Source organism: Streptomyces alanosinicus (assembly GCF_014650595.1).
GTDB classification, from domain to species: Bacteria; Actinomycetota; Actinomycetes; order Streptomycetales; family Streptomycetaceae; genus Streptomyces; species Streptomyces alanosinicus.
Window position 1 is genome coordinate 308,073 of the sequence record NZ_BMVG01000004.1, and the last position, 14,931, is coordinate 323,003.

Consider the following 14,931-nt stretch of genomic DNA (forward strand, 5'->3'; position numbering starts at 1 on the left):
CCTGTGCGCGCGCTCCTGGTATGGCGCCGCAGCCCACCTTCAGTCAGGAGAGACCGGTGTCAGACGTCCGTGTGATCATCCAACGCGATTCCGAGCGGGAAGAACGCGTGGTGACGACGGGCACCACGGCCGCCGACCTCTTCGCGGGCGAGCGCTCGATCATCGCCGCGCGTGTGGCCGGCGAGCTGAAGGACCTCGCCCACGAGATCAAGGACGGCGAGACCGTCGAGGGCGTCGAGATCTCCTCCGAGGACGGCCTGAACATCCTGCGGCACTCCACCGCGCACGTCATGGCCCAGGCCGTGCAGGAGCTGTTCCCCGAGGCCAAGCTGGGCATCGGCCCGCCCGTGAAGGACGGCTTCTACTACGACTTCGACGTCGAGAAGCCGTTCACGCCCGAGGATCTCAAGGCCGTCGAGAAGAAGATGCAGGAGATCCAGAAGCGGGGCCAGAAGTTCTCCCGCCGTGTGGTCACCGACGACGCCGCCCGCGAGGAGCTGGCCGACGAGCCGTACAAGCTGGAGCTGATCGGCCTCAAGGGCTCGGCCTCGCACGACGACGGCGCGGACGTCGAGGTCGGCGCCGGCGAGCTGACGATCTACGACAACCTGGACGCCAAGACCGGCGAGCTGTGCTGGAAGGACCTCTGCCGCGGTCCCCACCTGCCCTCCACCCGCCTGATCCCCGCGTTCAAGCTGATGCGCAACGCGGCCGCCTACTGGCGCGGCAGCGAGAAGAACCCGATGCTCCAGCGCATCTACGGCACCGCCTGGCCGTCCAAGGACGAGCTGAAGGCGTACCTGGACTTCCTCGCCGAGGCCGAGAAGCGCGACCACCGCAAGCTGGGCAGCGAGCTGGACCTGTTCTCCATCCCGGAGCAGATCGGCTCCGGCCTCGCCGTCTTCCACCCCAGGGGCGGCATCGTCCGCCGGGTCATGGAGGACTACTCGCGCCGCCGGCACGAGGAAGAGGGCTACGAGTTCGTGTACACCCCGCACGCCACGAAGGGGAAGCTCTTCGAGACGTCCGGACACCTGGACTGGTACGCCGAGGGCATGTACCCGCCCATGCAGCTCGACGAGGGCGTGGACTACTACCTGAAGCCCATGAACTGCCCGATGCACAACCTGATCTTCGACGCGCGCGGCCGCTCCTACCGTGAACTGCCGCTGCGCCTCTTCGAGTTCGGGACCGTGTACCGGTACGAGAAGTCGGGCGTCGTGCACGGCCTCACCCGTGCCCGCGGCTTCACGCAGGACGACGCGCACATCTACTGCACCCGTGAGCAGATGTCGCATGAGCTGGACAAGACCCTCACCTTCGTCCTCGGCCTGCTGCGCGACTACGGCCTGACCGACTTCTACCTGGAGCTGTCCACCAAGGACCCGGAGAAGTTCGTCGGCTCCGACGAGGTCTGGGAGGAGGCGACCGAGACGCTGCGCCAGGTCGCCGAGAAGCAGGGCCTGCCCCTCGTCCCGGACCCGGGCGGCGCCGCCTTCTACGGCCCGAAGATCTCCGTGCAGGCCAAGGACGCCATCGGCCGGACCTGGCAGATGTCGACCATCCAGCTCGACTTCAACCTGCCCGAGCGCTTCAACCTGGAGTACACCGGCCCGGACGGTTCGAAGCAGCGCCCGGTGATGATCCACCGAGCCCTCTTCGGCTCGATCGAGCGGTTCTTCGCGGTCCTCCTGGAGCACTACGCGGGCGCCTTCCCGGCGTGGCTGGCCCCGGTCCAGGCGCTGGGCATCCCGATCGGCGACGGCCACGTCGAGTACCTGGAGAAGTTCGCGGCGGCGGCCCGCAGGAAGGGTCTGCGCGTCGAGGTGGACTCCTCCTCGGACCGGATGCAGAAGAAGATCCGCAACGCCCAGAAGCAGAAGGTGCCCTTCATGGTCATCGCGGGCGACGAGGACATGTCCAACAACTCGGTGTCCTTCCGCTACCGCGACGGCTCGCAGGAGAACGGCATCCCGTTCGACGAGGCCATCGCGAAGATCGCCCAGGTCGTCGAGGAGCGCGCCCAGGTCTGAGCCGGCGCCCGCTCCGTACGAGGACCCCCGGGGAGGTTTACCTTCCCGGGGGCCTTTCGTCGCCCTCGCGGTAGAACGTCCGCATCAGCCAGGACGAGAACGATCCCGTCACCGCGCCGAGCAGGGCGAGGCCGCAGGCCATCATCGCGATCGCGATCGCCCGGCCGAGGAAGGTCACCGGCACCACATCGCCGTAGCCGACCGTGCTGAGGGTCGAGGCGGCCCACCAGACGGCGTCCCCGAAGGTGTGCATGGTGGTGCCGGGCTTCCCGCGTTCCACCTGGTAGACGGTGAGGGCACCGGAGAAGCCGAGCAGCACGGTGGACAGGCCCGCGTAGGAGATCACCCGCGCGTACAGCGAGAGCCGGGGCTGTCCGCGCCGGCGCTGCACGACGTCGAACAGCGGGACGATCCGCAGCGGGCGCAGCAGTGGCAGCAGGACCACCGCCGTGTGCAGGACATGGGCGGTGACGAAGCGCGGCCCCAGCCCGCTGAGCCGCCAGCGCACCGCGTAGTCCACGGCGAACAGCAGCCACAGCACGAGCATCACCAGCCCGCACAGATCCCGCCAGAACGCGGGCAGGCCGGTGGCCAGGACCCGGACCGCGTAGGCGGCCAGGAAGACTACCGCCGCCGTGAAGAGCGGAATCTCGGTGCGCTGTTCCCAGCGGCCGTAGCGCCTGTCGTCGTCCACCGCCCAAGCTTGGCCGGAGACAGCTTTCCGGACGCCCCGGCGACACGCCGGGAACGGCCGAAGCCATATGCTGCCTAGCATGACGACTGAGCCGGAGCAGCAGATCGGAGTGGGGACGCAGGACGCGTTCCAGCGCCTGTGGACGCCCCACCGGATGGCTTACATCCAGGGCGAGAACAAGCCGAGCGGTCCGGGGGCCGACGACGGCTGTCCTTTCTGCTCCCTCCCGGCCAAGTCGGACGAGGACGGACTGATCGTCCGGCGCGGTGACCATGTGTACGCCGTGCTCAACCTCTACCCGTACAACGGCGGCCATCTGATGACCGTGCCGTACCGGCATGTCGCCGACTACACCGAGCTGACCGGGCCGGAGACGGCCGAGCTGGCCGAGCTGACCAAGCAGGCGATGACGGCCCTGCGCACCGCGTCCGGCGCGCACGGCTTCAACATCGGCATGAACCAGGGCACGGTCGCGGGCGCCGGCATCGCGGCCCATCTGCACCAGCACATCGTCCCGCGCTGGGGCGGCGACACGAACTTCATGCCGGTCGTCGGCCACACCAAGGTGCTGCCGCAGCTGCTGGCCGACACCCGGAAGATGCTGGCGGAGGCCTGGCCGGCGTAGGGCATCCCTCAGGCGTCGTACAGATCGGCCTTCCTCGGCGTCGGGTCCTGCACCAACCCGCTGAGGATGCCCGAACGCGTACCGAACTTCTCCGTGTCCACGCCGTTCTCGCCCAGCACCCTGATCGCCGCCGAGTGGACCACACGCAGCACGGGCGTGGCCGCGCGCAGCGCGTCGTCGGCCATGAAGCGGTGCCGCCACGGCTGGTCGGCCCAGGCGTGCCGCAGACCGAACGGCTCGGGCAGGGCCAGTGAGCCGCCGAGCCAGTTGAGCAGCGGCGGATACCAGGTCAGCGGGGCGCGGGTGGCGAGGCGCACCACCTCGTCGGTGCCGACCAGGGGCAGCTTGACCGTGCGGGTCTCCCAGGGCTTGAGGGACTTGGAGACCTCCTTGGTCGGCGCCTCCGGCTTGGAGGTGAACAGCGAGTTCACCGGTCCGAGCGCATGTCCCGTCACCTCGATCCGCAGCGTCTCGTGCAGCACCGTCACCGTGATCAGCATGGTGAGGATCAGCTGCCCGTCCCACAGCGTCCACTGCACGCCCAGGTAGTGCCGGTCGCCGCTGCCGAACTGCTGCTTGTTGCAGATCTCCTGTATCGCGTGCGGCTTGACCTGGAAGGCCTCGACATCGGTGCCCTCGGGCCGGGACACCGCCGTGGCCTTCTCGCCGATCGGCGTGACGATCCAGTGCTTGATGGACGGCTTGGGGAAGCCGCCGGTGTTCAGCGGGCCGCGCTCCAGCCGGGAGAGCTGGTCATGGATCGCGCGTACGACGTCCCAGCTGCGGAAGGGATGGATCTCCCGGGTCGGGTCGGCGGACACCAGGTCCTCGGCGAGCTGCCAGGAACCCCAGCGGGTGCCCATGCCGAGTATGCCCTTCGGGCCGGCGTAGAAGACCGCGTTGGACTGCTGCTCGGCGCTGAGCCGGGCCAGCGACTGGCGCAGCTCGTCGGCCGCGGTCTGGCCGGGGCCCTGCGGCACGGCCTCGGGGATCTTGGCGCCGACGCTGGTGCCCGAGAGCAGGCCGTCCCAGCGGGCCCGGAGGTCCTTGGCCGCGCGCTCGCAGATCTGCTTGGCCAGGAACCAGCCGAGCACGGGCAGCGCGACGCACGCTCGCGCATACCACGCCCAGAAGCCGTTGAACGGCATCTTGATCAGGAACAGCACGGCGACCACGCCGACGGCGAGCAGCAGGACGGTGGCGAGCGTCCCCGCTCGCTTGTCCTCGCGCTTGGCGACGAACGTGCGCAGCTGGAAGACGAGCAGCCAGCCGAGCAGGCCGGGCAGGAAGAGCACGCCGGACAGGACCGTCACCGCGGTCAGCCGGTTGTCGCGCTCCCGGCGGATGTTGTTCGCCGCGAGGCAGTGCTCGACCACGAACTGCGGCTCGGAGCCGAAGGACTGGATGAGCGGCTTGCGGCCGGGAGCGAGCATCCGGGCGACCACGGCACGCGAGAACGCCTCACCCAGATTGGGCCGCAGCAGCGCTATCTTGCCGGCCTTGACCGTCGACTGGTGCCAGTCGTTGTCGGCCTTCTTGATCTCCTCGATCGGGCTGTCCCGGTAGGCCGCGGAGGCCAGCGCGGAGGTCGCCGCCTGGCCCTCGTCGCCCGAGACGGGCACCTGCGGCCCGTCCCACTCCGTTCCCAACGACATTCCCGCCCCCTCGGCCGCCGGCGTCGTCTCTGCGGCCTTCCCGACTTCCATGCCCCGCACACCTGTTGAACAGGCCTTCGTATCGACGGCCTGTCCGACCGGACGGCTGCGGCACGACGCGATCAGGTGATCAGCGTATCCGCCGCCACCGACAACCCGCGGGCGGACGGCCGAAGCCGCCCGCCCGCACACCCGCCGAGGGCCGGTGAACTACGCGTTGTCGCCCGCCTGTTCGCGGATCCGCTCGGCGATCTGCGGCGGCATCGGCTCGTGCCGGGCGTAGGAGCGGTCGAAGCGGGCCGTGCCGTGCGAGAGCGAGCGCAGGTCGACGGCGTACCGGCCGATCTCGAACTCGGGCACCTCGGCCCGGATCAGGGTCCGTCCCGAGCCCACCTGCTCGGTGCCGAGCACCCGGCCGCGCCTGCTGGACAGATCGCTCATCACCGCGCCCACGTAGTCGTCGCCGACCAGCACGGACACCTCGGCCACCGGCTCCAGCAGATGGATCCTCGTGTCGGCCGCCGCCTCGCGCAGCGCGAGCGCGCCCGCGGTCTGGAAGGCGGCGTCGGAGGAGTCCACCGAGTGCGCCTTGCCGTCCAGCAGCGTGACCCGCACGTCCACCAGCGGATACCCGGCGGCGACGCCCTTGGCGGCCTGCGCCCGTATGCCCTTCTCCACGGACGGGATGAACTGGCGCGGCACGGCCCCGCCGACCACCTTGTCGACGAACTCGATGCCCGAGCCGCCCGGCAGCGGCTCCACTTCGATCTCGCAGATGGCGTACTGCCCGTGCCCGCCGGACTGCTTCACATGCCGCCCGCGTCCGGACGCCTTGTGCGCGAACGTCTCCCGCAGGGAGACCCGGTGCGGGACGACGTCGACCTGGACGCCGTAGCGGCTGCGCAGCCGCTCCAGGGCGACGTCCGCGTGCGCCTCGCCCAGGCACCACAGGACCACTTGATGGGTGTCCTGGTTCTGTTCCAGACGCATCGTCGGGTCCTCGGCCACCAGCCGGGACAGCCCCTGGGAGAGCTTGTCCTCGTCGGCCTTGCTGTGCGCCTGGATCGCGAGCGGCAGCAGCGGATCGGGCATCCGCCAGGGCTCCATCAGCAGCGGGTCGTCCTTCGCGGAGAGCGTGTCCCCGGTCTCCGCGCGCCCGAGCTTGGCCACGCACACCAGATCGCCGGCGACGGCGTGCGTCACCGGGCGCTGCTGCTTGCCGAAGGGCATGGCCAGGGCGCCGACCTTCTCGTCGACGTCATGGTCCTCGTGGCCGCGGTCGGCCAGCCCGTGCCCGGAGACATGCACCGTCTGGTCGGGGCGCAGGGTGCCGGAGAACACGCGGACCAGCGAGACCCGGCCGACGTAGGGGTCGGAGGCGGTCTTGACGACCTCGGCGACCAGCGGGCCGCCGGTGTCGCACGCCTTCAGCTCCCGTGGCTTGCCGTCGAGGGTGCTGACCCCCGGCAGCGGATGCTCGAACGGGGTCGGGAACCCGCCGGTGACCAACTCCAGCAGCTCGACCGTGCCCAGTCCCTGTCTGGCGCCCTCGGCCGCGGGGGCGGCGGCCAGGACGGGGAAGAAGGCGCCTCGGGCCACCGCCCGCTCCAGGTCCTCGATCAGCGTCTTGACATCGACCTGCTCGCCGCCGAGATAGCGATCCATGAGGGTCTCGTCCTCGCTCTCGGCGATGATCCCCTCGATCAGCCGGTTGCGCGCCTCCTGGATGTCCGGCAGCTGGTCCGCGCCGGGCTCGGACTCCTTGCGCTCCCCGCTGGAGTAGTCGAACAGCTTCTGTGACAGCAGCCCGACCAGCCCGGTCACGGGCGTGTGCCCGTCGGGGCCCTCGGACGCGCGCAGCGGCAGATACAGCGGCAGCACCGCGTCGGGGTCGTCGCCGCCGAACGCCTCCGCGCAGCGGCGGGTCATCTCCTCGAAGTCCGCGCGCGCCGACTCCAGATGCGTGATCACGATCGCGCGCGGCATCCCGACGGCCGCGCACTCCTCCCAGACCATCCGGGTCGAACCGTCCACGCCGTCCGAGGCCGAGACGACGAAGAGGGCCGCGTCCGCGGCGCGCAGACCGGCCCTCAGCTCCCCGACGAAGTCGGCGTATCCGGGGGTGTCGAGGACGTTGATCTTGATGCCGTCCCATTCGACCGGCACCAGGGACAGCTGTACGGAGCGCTGCTGCCGGTGCTCGATCTCGTCGTAGTCCGAGACGGTGCCGCCGTCCTCCACGCGGCCCGCCCGGTTCACCGCCCCCGCGCTCAGCGCGAGGGCCTCCACCAGGGTCGTCTTGCCCGAACCGGAGTGGCCGACCAGCACCACATTCCGTACGGATGCGGGCTGGTCGGCCTCAAGAGCCCTGCCGGCGGCTCCGGGGTGTGTCTGGGTCTTGTCGCCCATGATCCTGCCTCCCGTGCACGGTGAGGTCACTGTGGGCGCGGACACGCGGGACCCGCGTGGTGTGGCGGCTCCGTCGACGCCCGCGGTTATTCGAGCTTTCCACTCCCGTCACGTTGCGTCCATACGAACGACAGCCATGGCAGCCGTGCACGTCTCGCACGCCCCGCGCACGGCGGCGCACACCGGTTCACGCCATGGGCCGTGGGTGCCCGCCCGTCACGCACACGCGCGCGTGGCTACGATGGGCCAGCCGGAGGCCACCAGGGCCGAGGCGCCACAACCGTCGGGAAGGCCATGCTGAACAAGTACGCGCGTGCATTCTTCACGCGTGTCCTCACACCGTTCGCCGCGTTTCTCATCCGGCGGGGGGTGAGCCCCGACACGGTCACGCTCATCGGCACGGCCGGTGTGGTGGCGGGTGCGTTGGCCTTCTACCCCCGGGGCGAGTTCTTCTGGGGCACGATCGTGATCACCCTGTTCGTCTTCTCCGACCTGGTCGACGGCAACATGGCCCGCCAGCTGGGCCGCTCCAGCCGCTGGGGTGCCTTCCTGGACTCCACCCTCGACCGGGTCGCCGACGGCGCGATCTTCGGCGGCTTCGCGCTCTGGTACGCGGGCAACGGGAACGACAACGCCCTGTGCGCCGTCTCGATCTTCTGTCTGGCCAGCGGCCAGGTCGTGTCGTACACCAAGGCGCGCGGCGAGTCGATCGGGCTGCCGGTCGCCGTCAACGGGCTCGTCGAACGCGCCGAGCGGCTGGTGATCTCGCTGGTCGCGGCCGGTCTCGCGGGCCTGCACACGTTCGGTGTGCCGGGCATCCAGTGGCTGCTGCCGATCGCCCTGTGGATCGTCGCCGTCGGCAGCCTCATCACGCTCGTCCAGCGTGTCGTCACCGTCCGCCGCGAGTCCGCCGAGGCGGAGGAGGCGGCTCGGCAGAGCGCCGGCGAGGCCGCGAAGTGAGCGCCGCCGAACGGTTCACCGACGGGCTGTACGGGCTCGGCTGGAGCACCGTCAAGAAGCTCCCCGAACCCGTCGCGGTCCGTCTCGGCCGTGCGATCGCCGACGCCGCCTGGAAGCAGCGCGGCAAGGGCGTCCAGCGGCTGGAGTCCAACTACGCGCGCGTGGTGCCCGACGCCACGCCCGAGCGTCTCGCGGAGCTGTCGCGCGCGGGCATGCGCTCGTACCTGCGCTACTGGATGGAGTCCTTCCGGCTGCCGGCCTGGAGCCGGGAGCGCGTGAAGACCGGCTTCGACCCCAAGGACATCCACCACCTCACCGACGGGCTGGCCTCCGGGCGGGGCGTGATCCTCGCGCTGCCCCACATGGCCAACTACGACCTGGCCGGCGCCTGGGTCACCACCAAGCTCCGGACACCGTTCACGACGGTCGCCGAGCGGCTGAAGCCCGAGACGCTCTACGACCGTTTCGTCGCCTACCGCGAGGGCCTCGGCATGGAGGTCCTGCCGCACAGCGGCGGCTCGGCCTTCGGCACCCTGGCCCGGCGGCTGCGCGACGGCGGCCTGGTCTGCCTGGTCGCCGACCGGGACCTGTCCGCCTCCGGCGTGGAGGTCGGCTTCTTCGGCGAGACCACCCGGATGCCCGCGGGCCCGTCCCTGCTCGCCCAGCAGACCGGCGCACTGCTGCTGCCGGTCACGCTCTGGTACGACGACTCGCCGGTCATGAAGGGGCAGGTGCATCCCCCGATCGAGGTGCCCGAGGCAGGTACGCGGGCCGAGAAGGCGTCTGTGATGACACAGGCGCTGGCCGATGCCTTCGCCACCGGGATCGCCGACCATCCGGAGGACTGGCACATGCTCCAGCGGCTGTGGCTCGCCGACCTCGACCCCGCGAAAGGGCCCTCGTGAGAATCGGGATCGTCTGCCCGTACTCCTGGGATGTGCCCGGGGGCGTCCAGTTCCACATCCGCGACCTCGCCGAGTACTTCATCCGCCTCGGCCACGACGTCTCCGTCCTCGCCCCGGCCGACGACGACACCCCGCTGCCGCCGTACGTCGTCTGTGCCGGCCGTGCGGTCCCGGTGCCGTACAACGGCTCGGTGGCCCGGCTGAACTTCGGCTTCCTGTCCGCCGCGCGGGTGCGGCGCTGGCTGCACGAGGGTGCCTTCGACGTGGTCCACATCCACGAGCCGACCTCGCCCTCGCTGGGCCTGCTGACCTGCTGGGCGGCCTCCGGCCCGATCGTGGCCACCTTCCACACCTCCAACCCGCGCTCGCGCGCGATGATCGCCGCGTACTCCATCCTCCAGGCCGCGCTGGAGAAGATCAGCGCACGGATCGCGGTCAGCGAGTACGCCCGCCGGACGCTGGTCGAGCACCTCGGCGGGGACGCGGTGGTCATCCCCAACGGTGTCGACGTGGACTTCTTCGCCAAGGCCGAGCCCAAGCCCGAGTGGCAGGGGGACACGCTCGGCTTCATCGGCCGGATCGACGAGCCCCGCAAGGGCCTGCCGGTGCTGATGAAGGCCCTGCCGAAGATCCTGGCCGCCCGTCCGCAGACGCGCCTTCTGGTCGCCGGCCGGGGTGACGAGGAGGCCGCCGTGGCGGACCTGCCGAAGGAGCTACGCGCGCGTGTGGAGTTCCTCGGCATGATCAGCGACGAGGAGAAGGCCCGCTTCCTGCGCAGCGTCGACCTGTACATCGCGCCCAACACCGGCGGCGAGAGCTTCGGCATCATCCTGGTCGAGGCGATGTCGGCGGGCGCGCCCGTGCTCGCCTCCGACCTGGACGCCTTCGTCCAGGTCCTCGACCAGGGTGAGGCGGGCGAGGTCTTCGCCAACGAGGACGCCGACGCGCTCGCCGAGACGGCCGTACGGCTGCTGGAGGACCCGGCCCGCCGTGCCGAGCTGCGCGTACGCGGCAGCGCCCATGTGCGGCGGTTCGACTGGTCGACGGTCGGCGCGGACATCCTGTCGGTCTACGAGACGGTGACGGCCGGCGCGGCGGCGGTCGCCGCGGACGAGCGGACGACGGGCCTGCGGGCACGCTTCGGACTGGCCCGGGACTGACGGGCGTGCGGGCAGTCTTTGACTGGCCTGGGACTGACGGGCTTGGCGGCGCTGACGGGCCCCACGGGGCCGACGGGCCTGGCGGGACCGAACGGGCCTCGCCGGAGCGACGGGCCTGGCGGGTCCATGGGTGAGCGATGGGCTTCGTGGGACCGATGCGCCGGGAGCGACGGGCTTCGAGCGCGGCCGGAGCGTGCCGATAGCCTTCGGCCGTGACCGCAACCCTCATCTGGATCCTCGTCGCACTCGTCGCGATCGGCGTGTACCTCAGCTGGACGGCCGGGCGGCTGGACCGGCTGCATGTGCGCATGGACGCCGCGCGGGCCGCGCTCGACGCACAGCTGCTGCGCCGGGCCTCCGTCGCACAGGAACTCGCGACCTCGGGCGTGCTGGACCCGGCCGCCTCGATCGTCCTGTACGAGGCCGCGCACGGGGCCCGGCAGGCCGAGGAGGAGCAGCGGGAGGTCGCCGAGAGCGAACTGAGCCAGGCGCTGCGCGCGGTGTTCGAGGACCCCGCCCAGGTGGAGGCGGTGCGGGAGGCGCCGGGCGGCGAGCAGGCGGCCCGTGAGCTGGCCGAAGCCGTACGCCGGGTCCCGATGGCCCGCCGCTTCCACAACGACGCCGTGGGGGCCGCCCGCAGGCTGCGCGAGCACCGCAAGGTCCGCTGGTTCCGGCTGGCCGGGCACGCCCCGTTCCCGCTGGCCTTCGAGATGGACGACGAGCCCCCCGCGGCCCTGGTGGAGCGGGCTTCCTGAACCCCGGGGGAACCCTCTCTGCACGAAAAGGATCCACCGGCTTGCCATTGGCCCTTGCTGTGGCCTGGTCCACTCGCGTTTTCTCGTCGGTGCAGAAACCCTCTTTCACATCAGCGAGGTCACCCGTGTCCACCACCGAGAACCAGGCTCCCGAGACCGGCACCGCCCGTGTGAAGCGCGGCATGGCCGAGCAGCTCAAGGGCGGCGTGATCATGGACGTCGTCACGCCGGAGCAGGCGAAGATCGCCGAGGACGCGGGCGCCGTCGCCGTCATGGCCCTGGAGCGGGTCCCCGCCGACATCCGCAAGGACGGCGGCGTGGCCCGTATGTCCGACCCGGACATGATCGAGGGCATCATCGACGCCGTCTCGATCCCGGTCATGGCCAAGTCCCGCATCGGCCACTTCGTCGAGGCCCAGGTGCTGCAGTCCCTCGGCGTCGACTACATCGACGAGTCCGAGGTCCTCACCCCGGCCGACGAGGTCAACCACTCCGACAAGTGGGCCTTCACCACCCCGTTCGTCTGCGGTGCCACCAACCTGGGCGAGGCCCTGCGCCGTATCGCCGAGGGCGCCGCGATGATCCGCTCCAAGGGCGAGGCCGGCACCGGCAACGTCGTCGAGGCCGTCCGGCACCTGCGCCAGATCAAGGGCGAGATCGCCAAGCTGCGCGGCTGCGACAACAACGAGATCTACGCCGCCGCCAAGGAGCTGCGCGCCCCGTTCGAGCTGGTCAAGGAGGTCGCCGAGCTGGGCAAGCTGCCGGTCGTGCTGTTCTCCGCCGGTGGCGTCGCGACCCCGGCCGACGCGGCCCTGATGCGTCAGCTCGGCGCCGAGGGCGTCTTCGTCGGCTCCGGCATCTTCAAGTCCGGCGACCCGGCCAAGCGCGCCGCCGCCATCGTGAAGGCCACCACCTTCTACGACGACCCGAAGATCATCGCGGACGCGTCCCGCAACCTCGGCGAGGCCATGGTCGGCATCAACTGCGACACCCTCCCCGAGACCGAGCGCTACGCCAACCGCGGCTGGTAAGGCACCGACACACATGAACACCCCCGTCATAGGCGTCCTGGCACTCCAGGGCGATGTACGGGAGCACCTCATCGCCCTGGCCGCGGCCGACGCCGTGGCCAGGCCGGTGCGGCGCCCCGAGGAACTCGCCGAGGTCGACGGTCTCGTCCTGCCCGGCGGCGAGTCCACCACCATCTCCAAGCTGGCCGTCCTGTTCGGCCTGATGGAGCCCCTCCGCGCGCGCGTGCGGGGCGGCATGCCCGTCTACGGCACCTGCGCCGGCATGATCATGCTCGCCGACAAGATCCTCGACCCGCGTTCGGGCCAGGAGACGATCGGCGGCATCGACATGATCGTGCGCCGCAACGCCTTCGGTCGGCAGAACGAGTCGTTCGAGGCCGCGGTCGACGTGCGGGGCATCGCGGGCGATCCTGTGGAGGGCGTCTTCATCCGCGCCCCGTGGGTGGAGTCCGTGGGCGCCGCGGCCGAGGTGCTCGCCGAGCACGAAGGGCACATCGTCGCCGTCCGCCAGGGCAACGTACTCGCCACGTCGTTCCACCCGGAACTGACCGGCGATCACCGCGTGCACTCGCTGTTCGTCGACATGGTGCGCGCCGACCGGGCGCCCGAGTCCTTGTAGGATCTCTGGCGTTCCGTACAGAGATGGGTTACGCGAAGGAGACAGGCAGATGTCCGGCCACTCTAAATGGGCCACGACGAAGCACAAGAAGGCCGTGATCGATGCCAAGCGCGGCAAGCTCTTCGCGAAGCTGATCAAGAACATCGAGGTCGCGGCGCGCATGGGCGGCGTCGACATCGATGGCAACCCGACGCTTTACGACGCCGTTCAGAAGGCCAAGAAGCAGTCGGTGCCGAACAAGAACATCGACTCCGCGATCAAGCGCGGTGGCGGTCTCGAGGCCGGCGGCGCCGACTACGAGACGATCATGTACGAGGGCTACGGTCCCAACGGTGTCGCGGTGCTCATCGAGTGCCTCACCGACAACCGCAACCGCGCCGCCTCCGACGTCCGTGTCGCCATGACCCGCAACGGCGGCAACATGGCCGACCCGGGCTCGGTGTCGTACCTCTTCAACCGCAAGGGCGTCGTCATCGTCCCCAAGGGCGAGCTGACCGAGGACGACGTCCTCGGTGCCGTCCTGGACGCGGGCGCCGAGGAGGTCAACGACCTCGGCGAGTCCTTCGAGGTGCTCAGCGAGGCCACCGACCTGGTCGCGGTCCGCACCGCCCTCCAGGAGTCCGGCATCGACTACGACTCCGCCGAGGCCAACTTCGTCCCGACCATGCAGGTCGAGCTGGACGAGGAGGGCGCCAAGAAGATCTTCAAGCTCATCGACGCGCTGGAGGACAGCGACGACGTGCAGAACGTCTTCGCGAACTTCGACGTCAGCGACGAGATCATGGAGAAGGTCGACGCGTAACGCTGCCGCGCGCTTCGCAGGTCTCACGGGCCGACGGGACAACCCGTCGGCCCGTCGCCGTGCCGGGCGCCGGTGCACGGCGTTGTCAGTGCCAACCGATAGCCTGCACAAACAGGCGATCGAGGGGAGGGGGGCGCGGTGCGCGTACTGGGGGTGGACCCCGGGCTGACCAGGTGCGGTGTCGGCGTCGTCGAGGGGATCGCGGGCCGTCCGCTCACCATGCTCGGCGTCGGCGTCGTCCGTACCCCGGCGGACGTCGACCTGAGCCACCGTCTCCTCGCCGTCGAGCAGGGCATCGAGGAGTGGCTGGACGAGCACCGGCCCGAGTTCGTCGCCGTCGAGCGCGTCTTCAGCCAGCACAACGTACGCACCGTGATGGGCACCGCCCAGGCCAGCGCCGTGGCCATGCTGTGCGCCGCCCGGCGCGGCATCCCCGTCGCCCTGCACACCCCGAGCGAGGTCAAGGCCGCCGTCACCGGCACCGGGCGCGCCGACAAGGCCCAGGTCGGCGCCATGGTCACCCGGCTGCTGCGGCTCTCGGCACCGCCCAGACCCGCCGACGCCGCCGACGCCCTCGCGCTCGCCATCTGTCACATCTGGCGCGCCCCCGCGCAGAACCGGCTCCAGCAGGCCGTCGCCCGCCACACACTCAACGCAACGAAAGGCCGTACGGCATGATCGCCTTCGTCAGCGGCACGGTCGCCGCGCTCGCCCCCGACGCCGCGGTCGTCGAGGTCGGCGGCGTCGGCATGGCCGTCCAGTGCACGCCGAACACGCTGTCCACGCTCCGTATCGGCCAGCCCGCCAAACTGCACACCTCGCTCGTGGTCCGCGAGGACTCGCTGACCCTGTACGGCTTCGCCGACGACGACGAGCGCCAGGTCTTCGAGCTACTGCAGACCGCGAGCGGCGTCGGCCCGCGCCTGGCCCAGGCCATGCTCGCCGTGCACACCCCGGACGCGCTGCGCCGCGCCGTCGCCACCGACGACGAGAAGGCGCTCACCGCCGTCCCCGGCATCGGCAAGAAGGGCGCGCAGAAACTGCTGCTGGAGCTGAAGGACCGGCTCGGCGAGCCCCTCGGTACGGCCCCCGCGATCGGCGCCCCGGTCACCCAGGGCTGGCGCGACCAGCTGCACGCGGCCCTCATCGGCCTCGGCTACGCCACCCGCGAGGCCGACGAGGCGGTCACCGCCGTGGCCCCCCAGGCCGAGGCCGCGGGCGGCACACCCCAGGTGGGCCAGCTGCTGAAGGCCGCCCTGCAGACCCTGAACCGCGCCCGCTGA

At 70.7% G+C, this 14,931-nt stretch carries 14 protein-coding genes; 11 read left to right on the forward strand and 3 right to left on the reverse strand.

Features of this window, described 5'->3' with window-relative positions; genetic code table 11:
* The first annotated feature begins 56 nt into the window (after positions 1-56).
* A complete protein-coding gene (thrS, locus tag IE277_RS12235) occupies positions 57-2,033 on the forward strand; it encodes a threonine--tRNA ligase (protein ID WP_189951486.1) in 1,977 nt (658 codons plus the stop codon).
* Positions 2,034-2,070: 37 nt separating this feature from the next.
* Here thrS and IE277_RS12240 read toward each other — a convergent pair whose 3' ends face one another.
* Complete coding sequence (locus IE277_RS12240) at positions 2,071-2,727, reverse strand: potassium channel family protein (RefSeq protein WP_189951488.1); 657 nt, start codon at positions 2,725-2,727, stop codon at positions 2,071-2,073.
* Positions 2,728-2,794: 67 nt separating this feature from the next.
* Here IE277_RS12240 and IE277_RS12245 point away from each other — a divergent pair, with 67 nt between their 5' ends.
* On the forward strand, positions 2,795-3,352 hold the full coding sequence (locus IE277_RS12245; RefSeq protein WP_189951490.1) for an HIT family protein: 558 nt from the start codon (positions 2,795-2,797) through the stop codon (positions 3,350-3,352).
* Between the two features lie 8 nt (positions 3,353-3,360).
* Here the strand turns inward: IE277_RS12245 and IE277_RS12250 are convergent, their stop codons facing one another.
* Together IE277_RS12250 and IE277_RS12255 are read right to left on the reverse strand one after the other, a co-directional pair.
* Positions 3,361-5,007 carry an AbeC-like domain-containing protein gene (locus tag IE277_RS12250; RefSeq protein WP_189951492.1) on the reverse strand — a complete coding sequence of 549 codons (1,647 nt, stop codon included), beginning with the start codon at positions 5,005-5,007 and terminating at the stop codon, positions 3,361-3,363.
* 210 nt (positions 5,008-5,217) lie between these two features.
* On the reverse strand, positions 5,218-7,416 hold the full coding sequence (locus IE277_RS12255) for an elongation factor G-like protein EF-G2 (protein ID WP_189951494.1): 2,199 nt from the start codon (positions 7,414-7,416) through the stop codon (positions 5,218-5,220).
* A 294-nt stretch (positions 7,417-7,710) separates the two neighbouring features.
* Here IE277_RS12255 and pgsA point away from each other — a divergent pair, with 294 nt between their 5' ends.
* From pgsA to ruvA, 9 genes are all read left to right on the forward strand, one after another.
* Complete coding sequence (gene pgsA / locus IE277_RS12260) at positions 7,711-8,376, forward strand: phosphatidylinositol phosphate synthase (RefSeq protein WP_189951496.1); 666 nt, start codon at positions 7,711-7,713, stop codon at positions 8,374-8,376.
* Positions 8,373-9,281, forward strand: coding sequence for a phosphatidylinositol mannoside acyltransferase (locus IE277_RS12265; RefSeq protein ID WP_189951498.1), 909 nt, complete (start codon positions 8,373-8,375; stop codon positions 9,279-9,281). Before pgsA ends, IE277_RS12265 begins: the two co-directional genes overlap by 4 nt.
* Positions 9,278-10,441, forward strand: coding sequence for a glycosyltransferase family 4 protein (locus tag IE277_RS12270; RefSeq protein WP_189951500.1), 1,164 nt, complete (start codon positions 9,278-9,280; stop codon positions 10,439-10,441). Before IE277_RS12265 ends, IE277_RS12270 begins: the two co-directional genes overlap by 4 nt.
* Positions 10,442-10,653: 212 nt before the next feature.
* A complete protein-coding gene (locus tag IE277_RS12280) occupies positions 10,654-11,196 on the forward strand; it encodes a LemA family protein (RefSeq protein ID WP_189951501.1) in 543 nt (180 codons plus the stop codon).
* A 125-nt stretch (positions 11,197-11,321) separates the two neighbouring features.
* On the forward strand, positions 11,322-12,227 hold the full coding sequence (pdxS, locus tag IE277_RS12285) for a pyridoxal 5'-phosphate synthase lyase subunit PdxS (RefSeq protein ID WP_189951503.1): 906 nt from the start codon (positions 11,322-11,324) through the stop codon (positions 12,225-12,227).
* 13 nt (positions 12,228-12,240) lie between these two features.
* Positions 12,241-12,846: a pyridoxal 5'-phosphate synthase glutaminase subunit PdxT gene (pdxT, locus tag IE277_RS12290; protein ID WP_189951505.1), complete on the forward strand. Its 606-nt coding sequence runs from the start codon at positions 12,241-12,243 to the stop codon at positions 12,844-12,846.
* 49 nt (positions 12,847-12,895) lie between these two features.
* Entirely contained in the window at positions 12,896-13,648 is a 753-nt protein-coding gene (locus tag IE277_RS12295) for a YebC/PmpR family DNA-binding transcriptional regulator (protein WP_189951507.1), read from the forward strand.
* 138 nt (positions 13,649-13,786) lie between these two features.
* Positions 13,787-14,326, forward strand: coding sequence for a crossover junction endodeoxyribonuclease RuvC (gene ruvC / locus IE277_RS12300; protein ID WP_189951509.1), 540 nt, complete (start codon positions 13,787-13,789; stop codon positions 14,324-14,326).
* On the forward strand, positions 14,323-14,931 hold the full coding sequence (gene ruvA, locus IE277_RS12305) for a Holliday junction branch migration protein RuvA (protein ID WP_189951512.1): 609 nt from the start codon (positions 14,323-14,325) through the stop codon (positions 14,929-14,931). Before ruvC ends, ruvA begins: the two co-directional genes overlap by 4 nt.

What these genes read in the sequence shown, in the direction of transcription:
- IE277_RS12245 (WP_189951490.1), top strand. Translation starts at nt 2,795, where the DNA reads ATGCTGCCTAGCATGACGACTGAGCCGGAGCAGCAGATCGGAGTGGGG.
- IE277_RS12250 (WP_189951492.1), bottom strand. Translation starts at nt 5,007, where the DNA reads ATGTCGTTGGGAACGGAGTGGGACGGGCCGCAGGTGCCCGTCTCGGGC.
- IE277_RS12255 (WP_189951494.1), bottom strand. Translation starts at nt 7,416, where the DNA reads ATGGGCGACAAGACCCAGACACACCCCGGAGCCGCCGGCAGGGCTCTT.
- pgsA (WP_189951496.1), top strand. Translation starts at nt 7,711, where the DNA reads ATGCTGAACAAGTACGCGCGTGCATTCTTCACGCGTGTCCTCACACCG.
- pdxT (WP_189951505.1), top strand. Translation starts at nt 12,241, where the DNA reads ATGAACACCCCCGTCATAGGCGTCCTGGCACTCCAGGGCGATGTACGG.
- IE277_RS12295 (WP_189951507.1), top strand. Translation starts at nt 12,896, where the DNA reads ATGTCCGGCCACTCTAAATGGGCCACGACGAAGCACAAGAAGGCCGTG.
- ruvA (WP_189951512.1), top strand. Translation starts at nt 14,323, where the DNA reads ATGATCGCCTTCGTCAGCGGCACGGTCGCCGCGCTCGCCCCCGACGCC.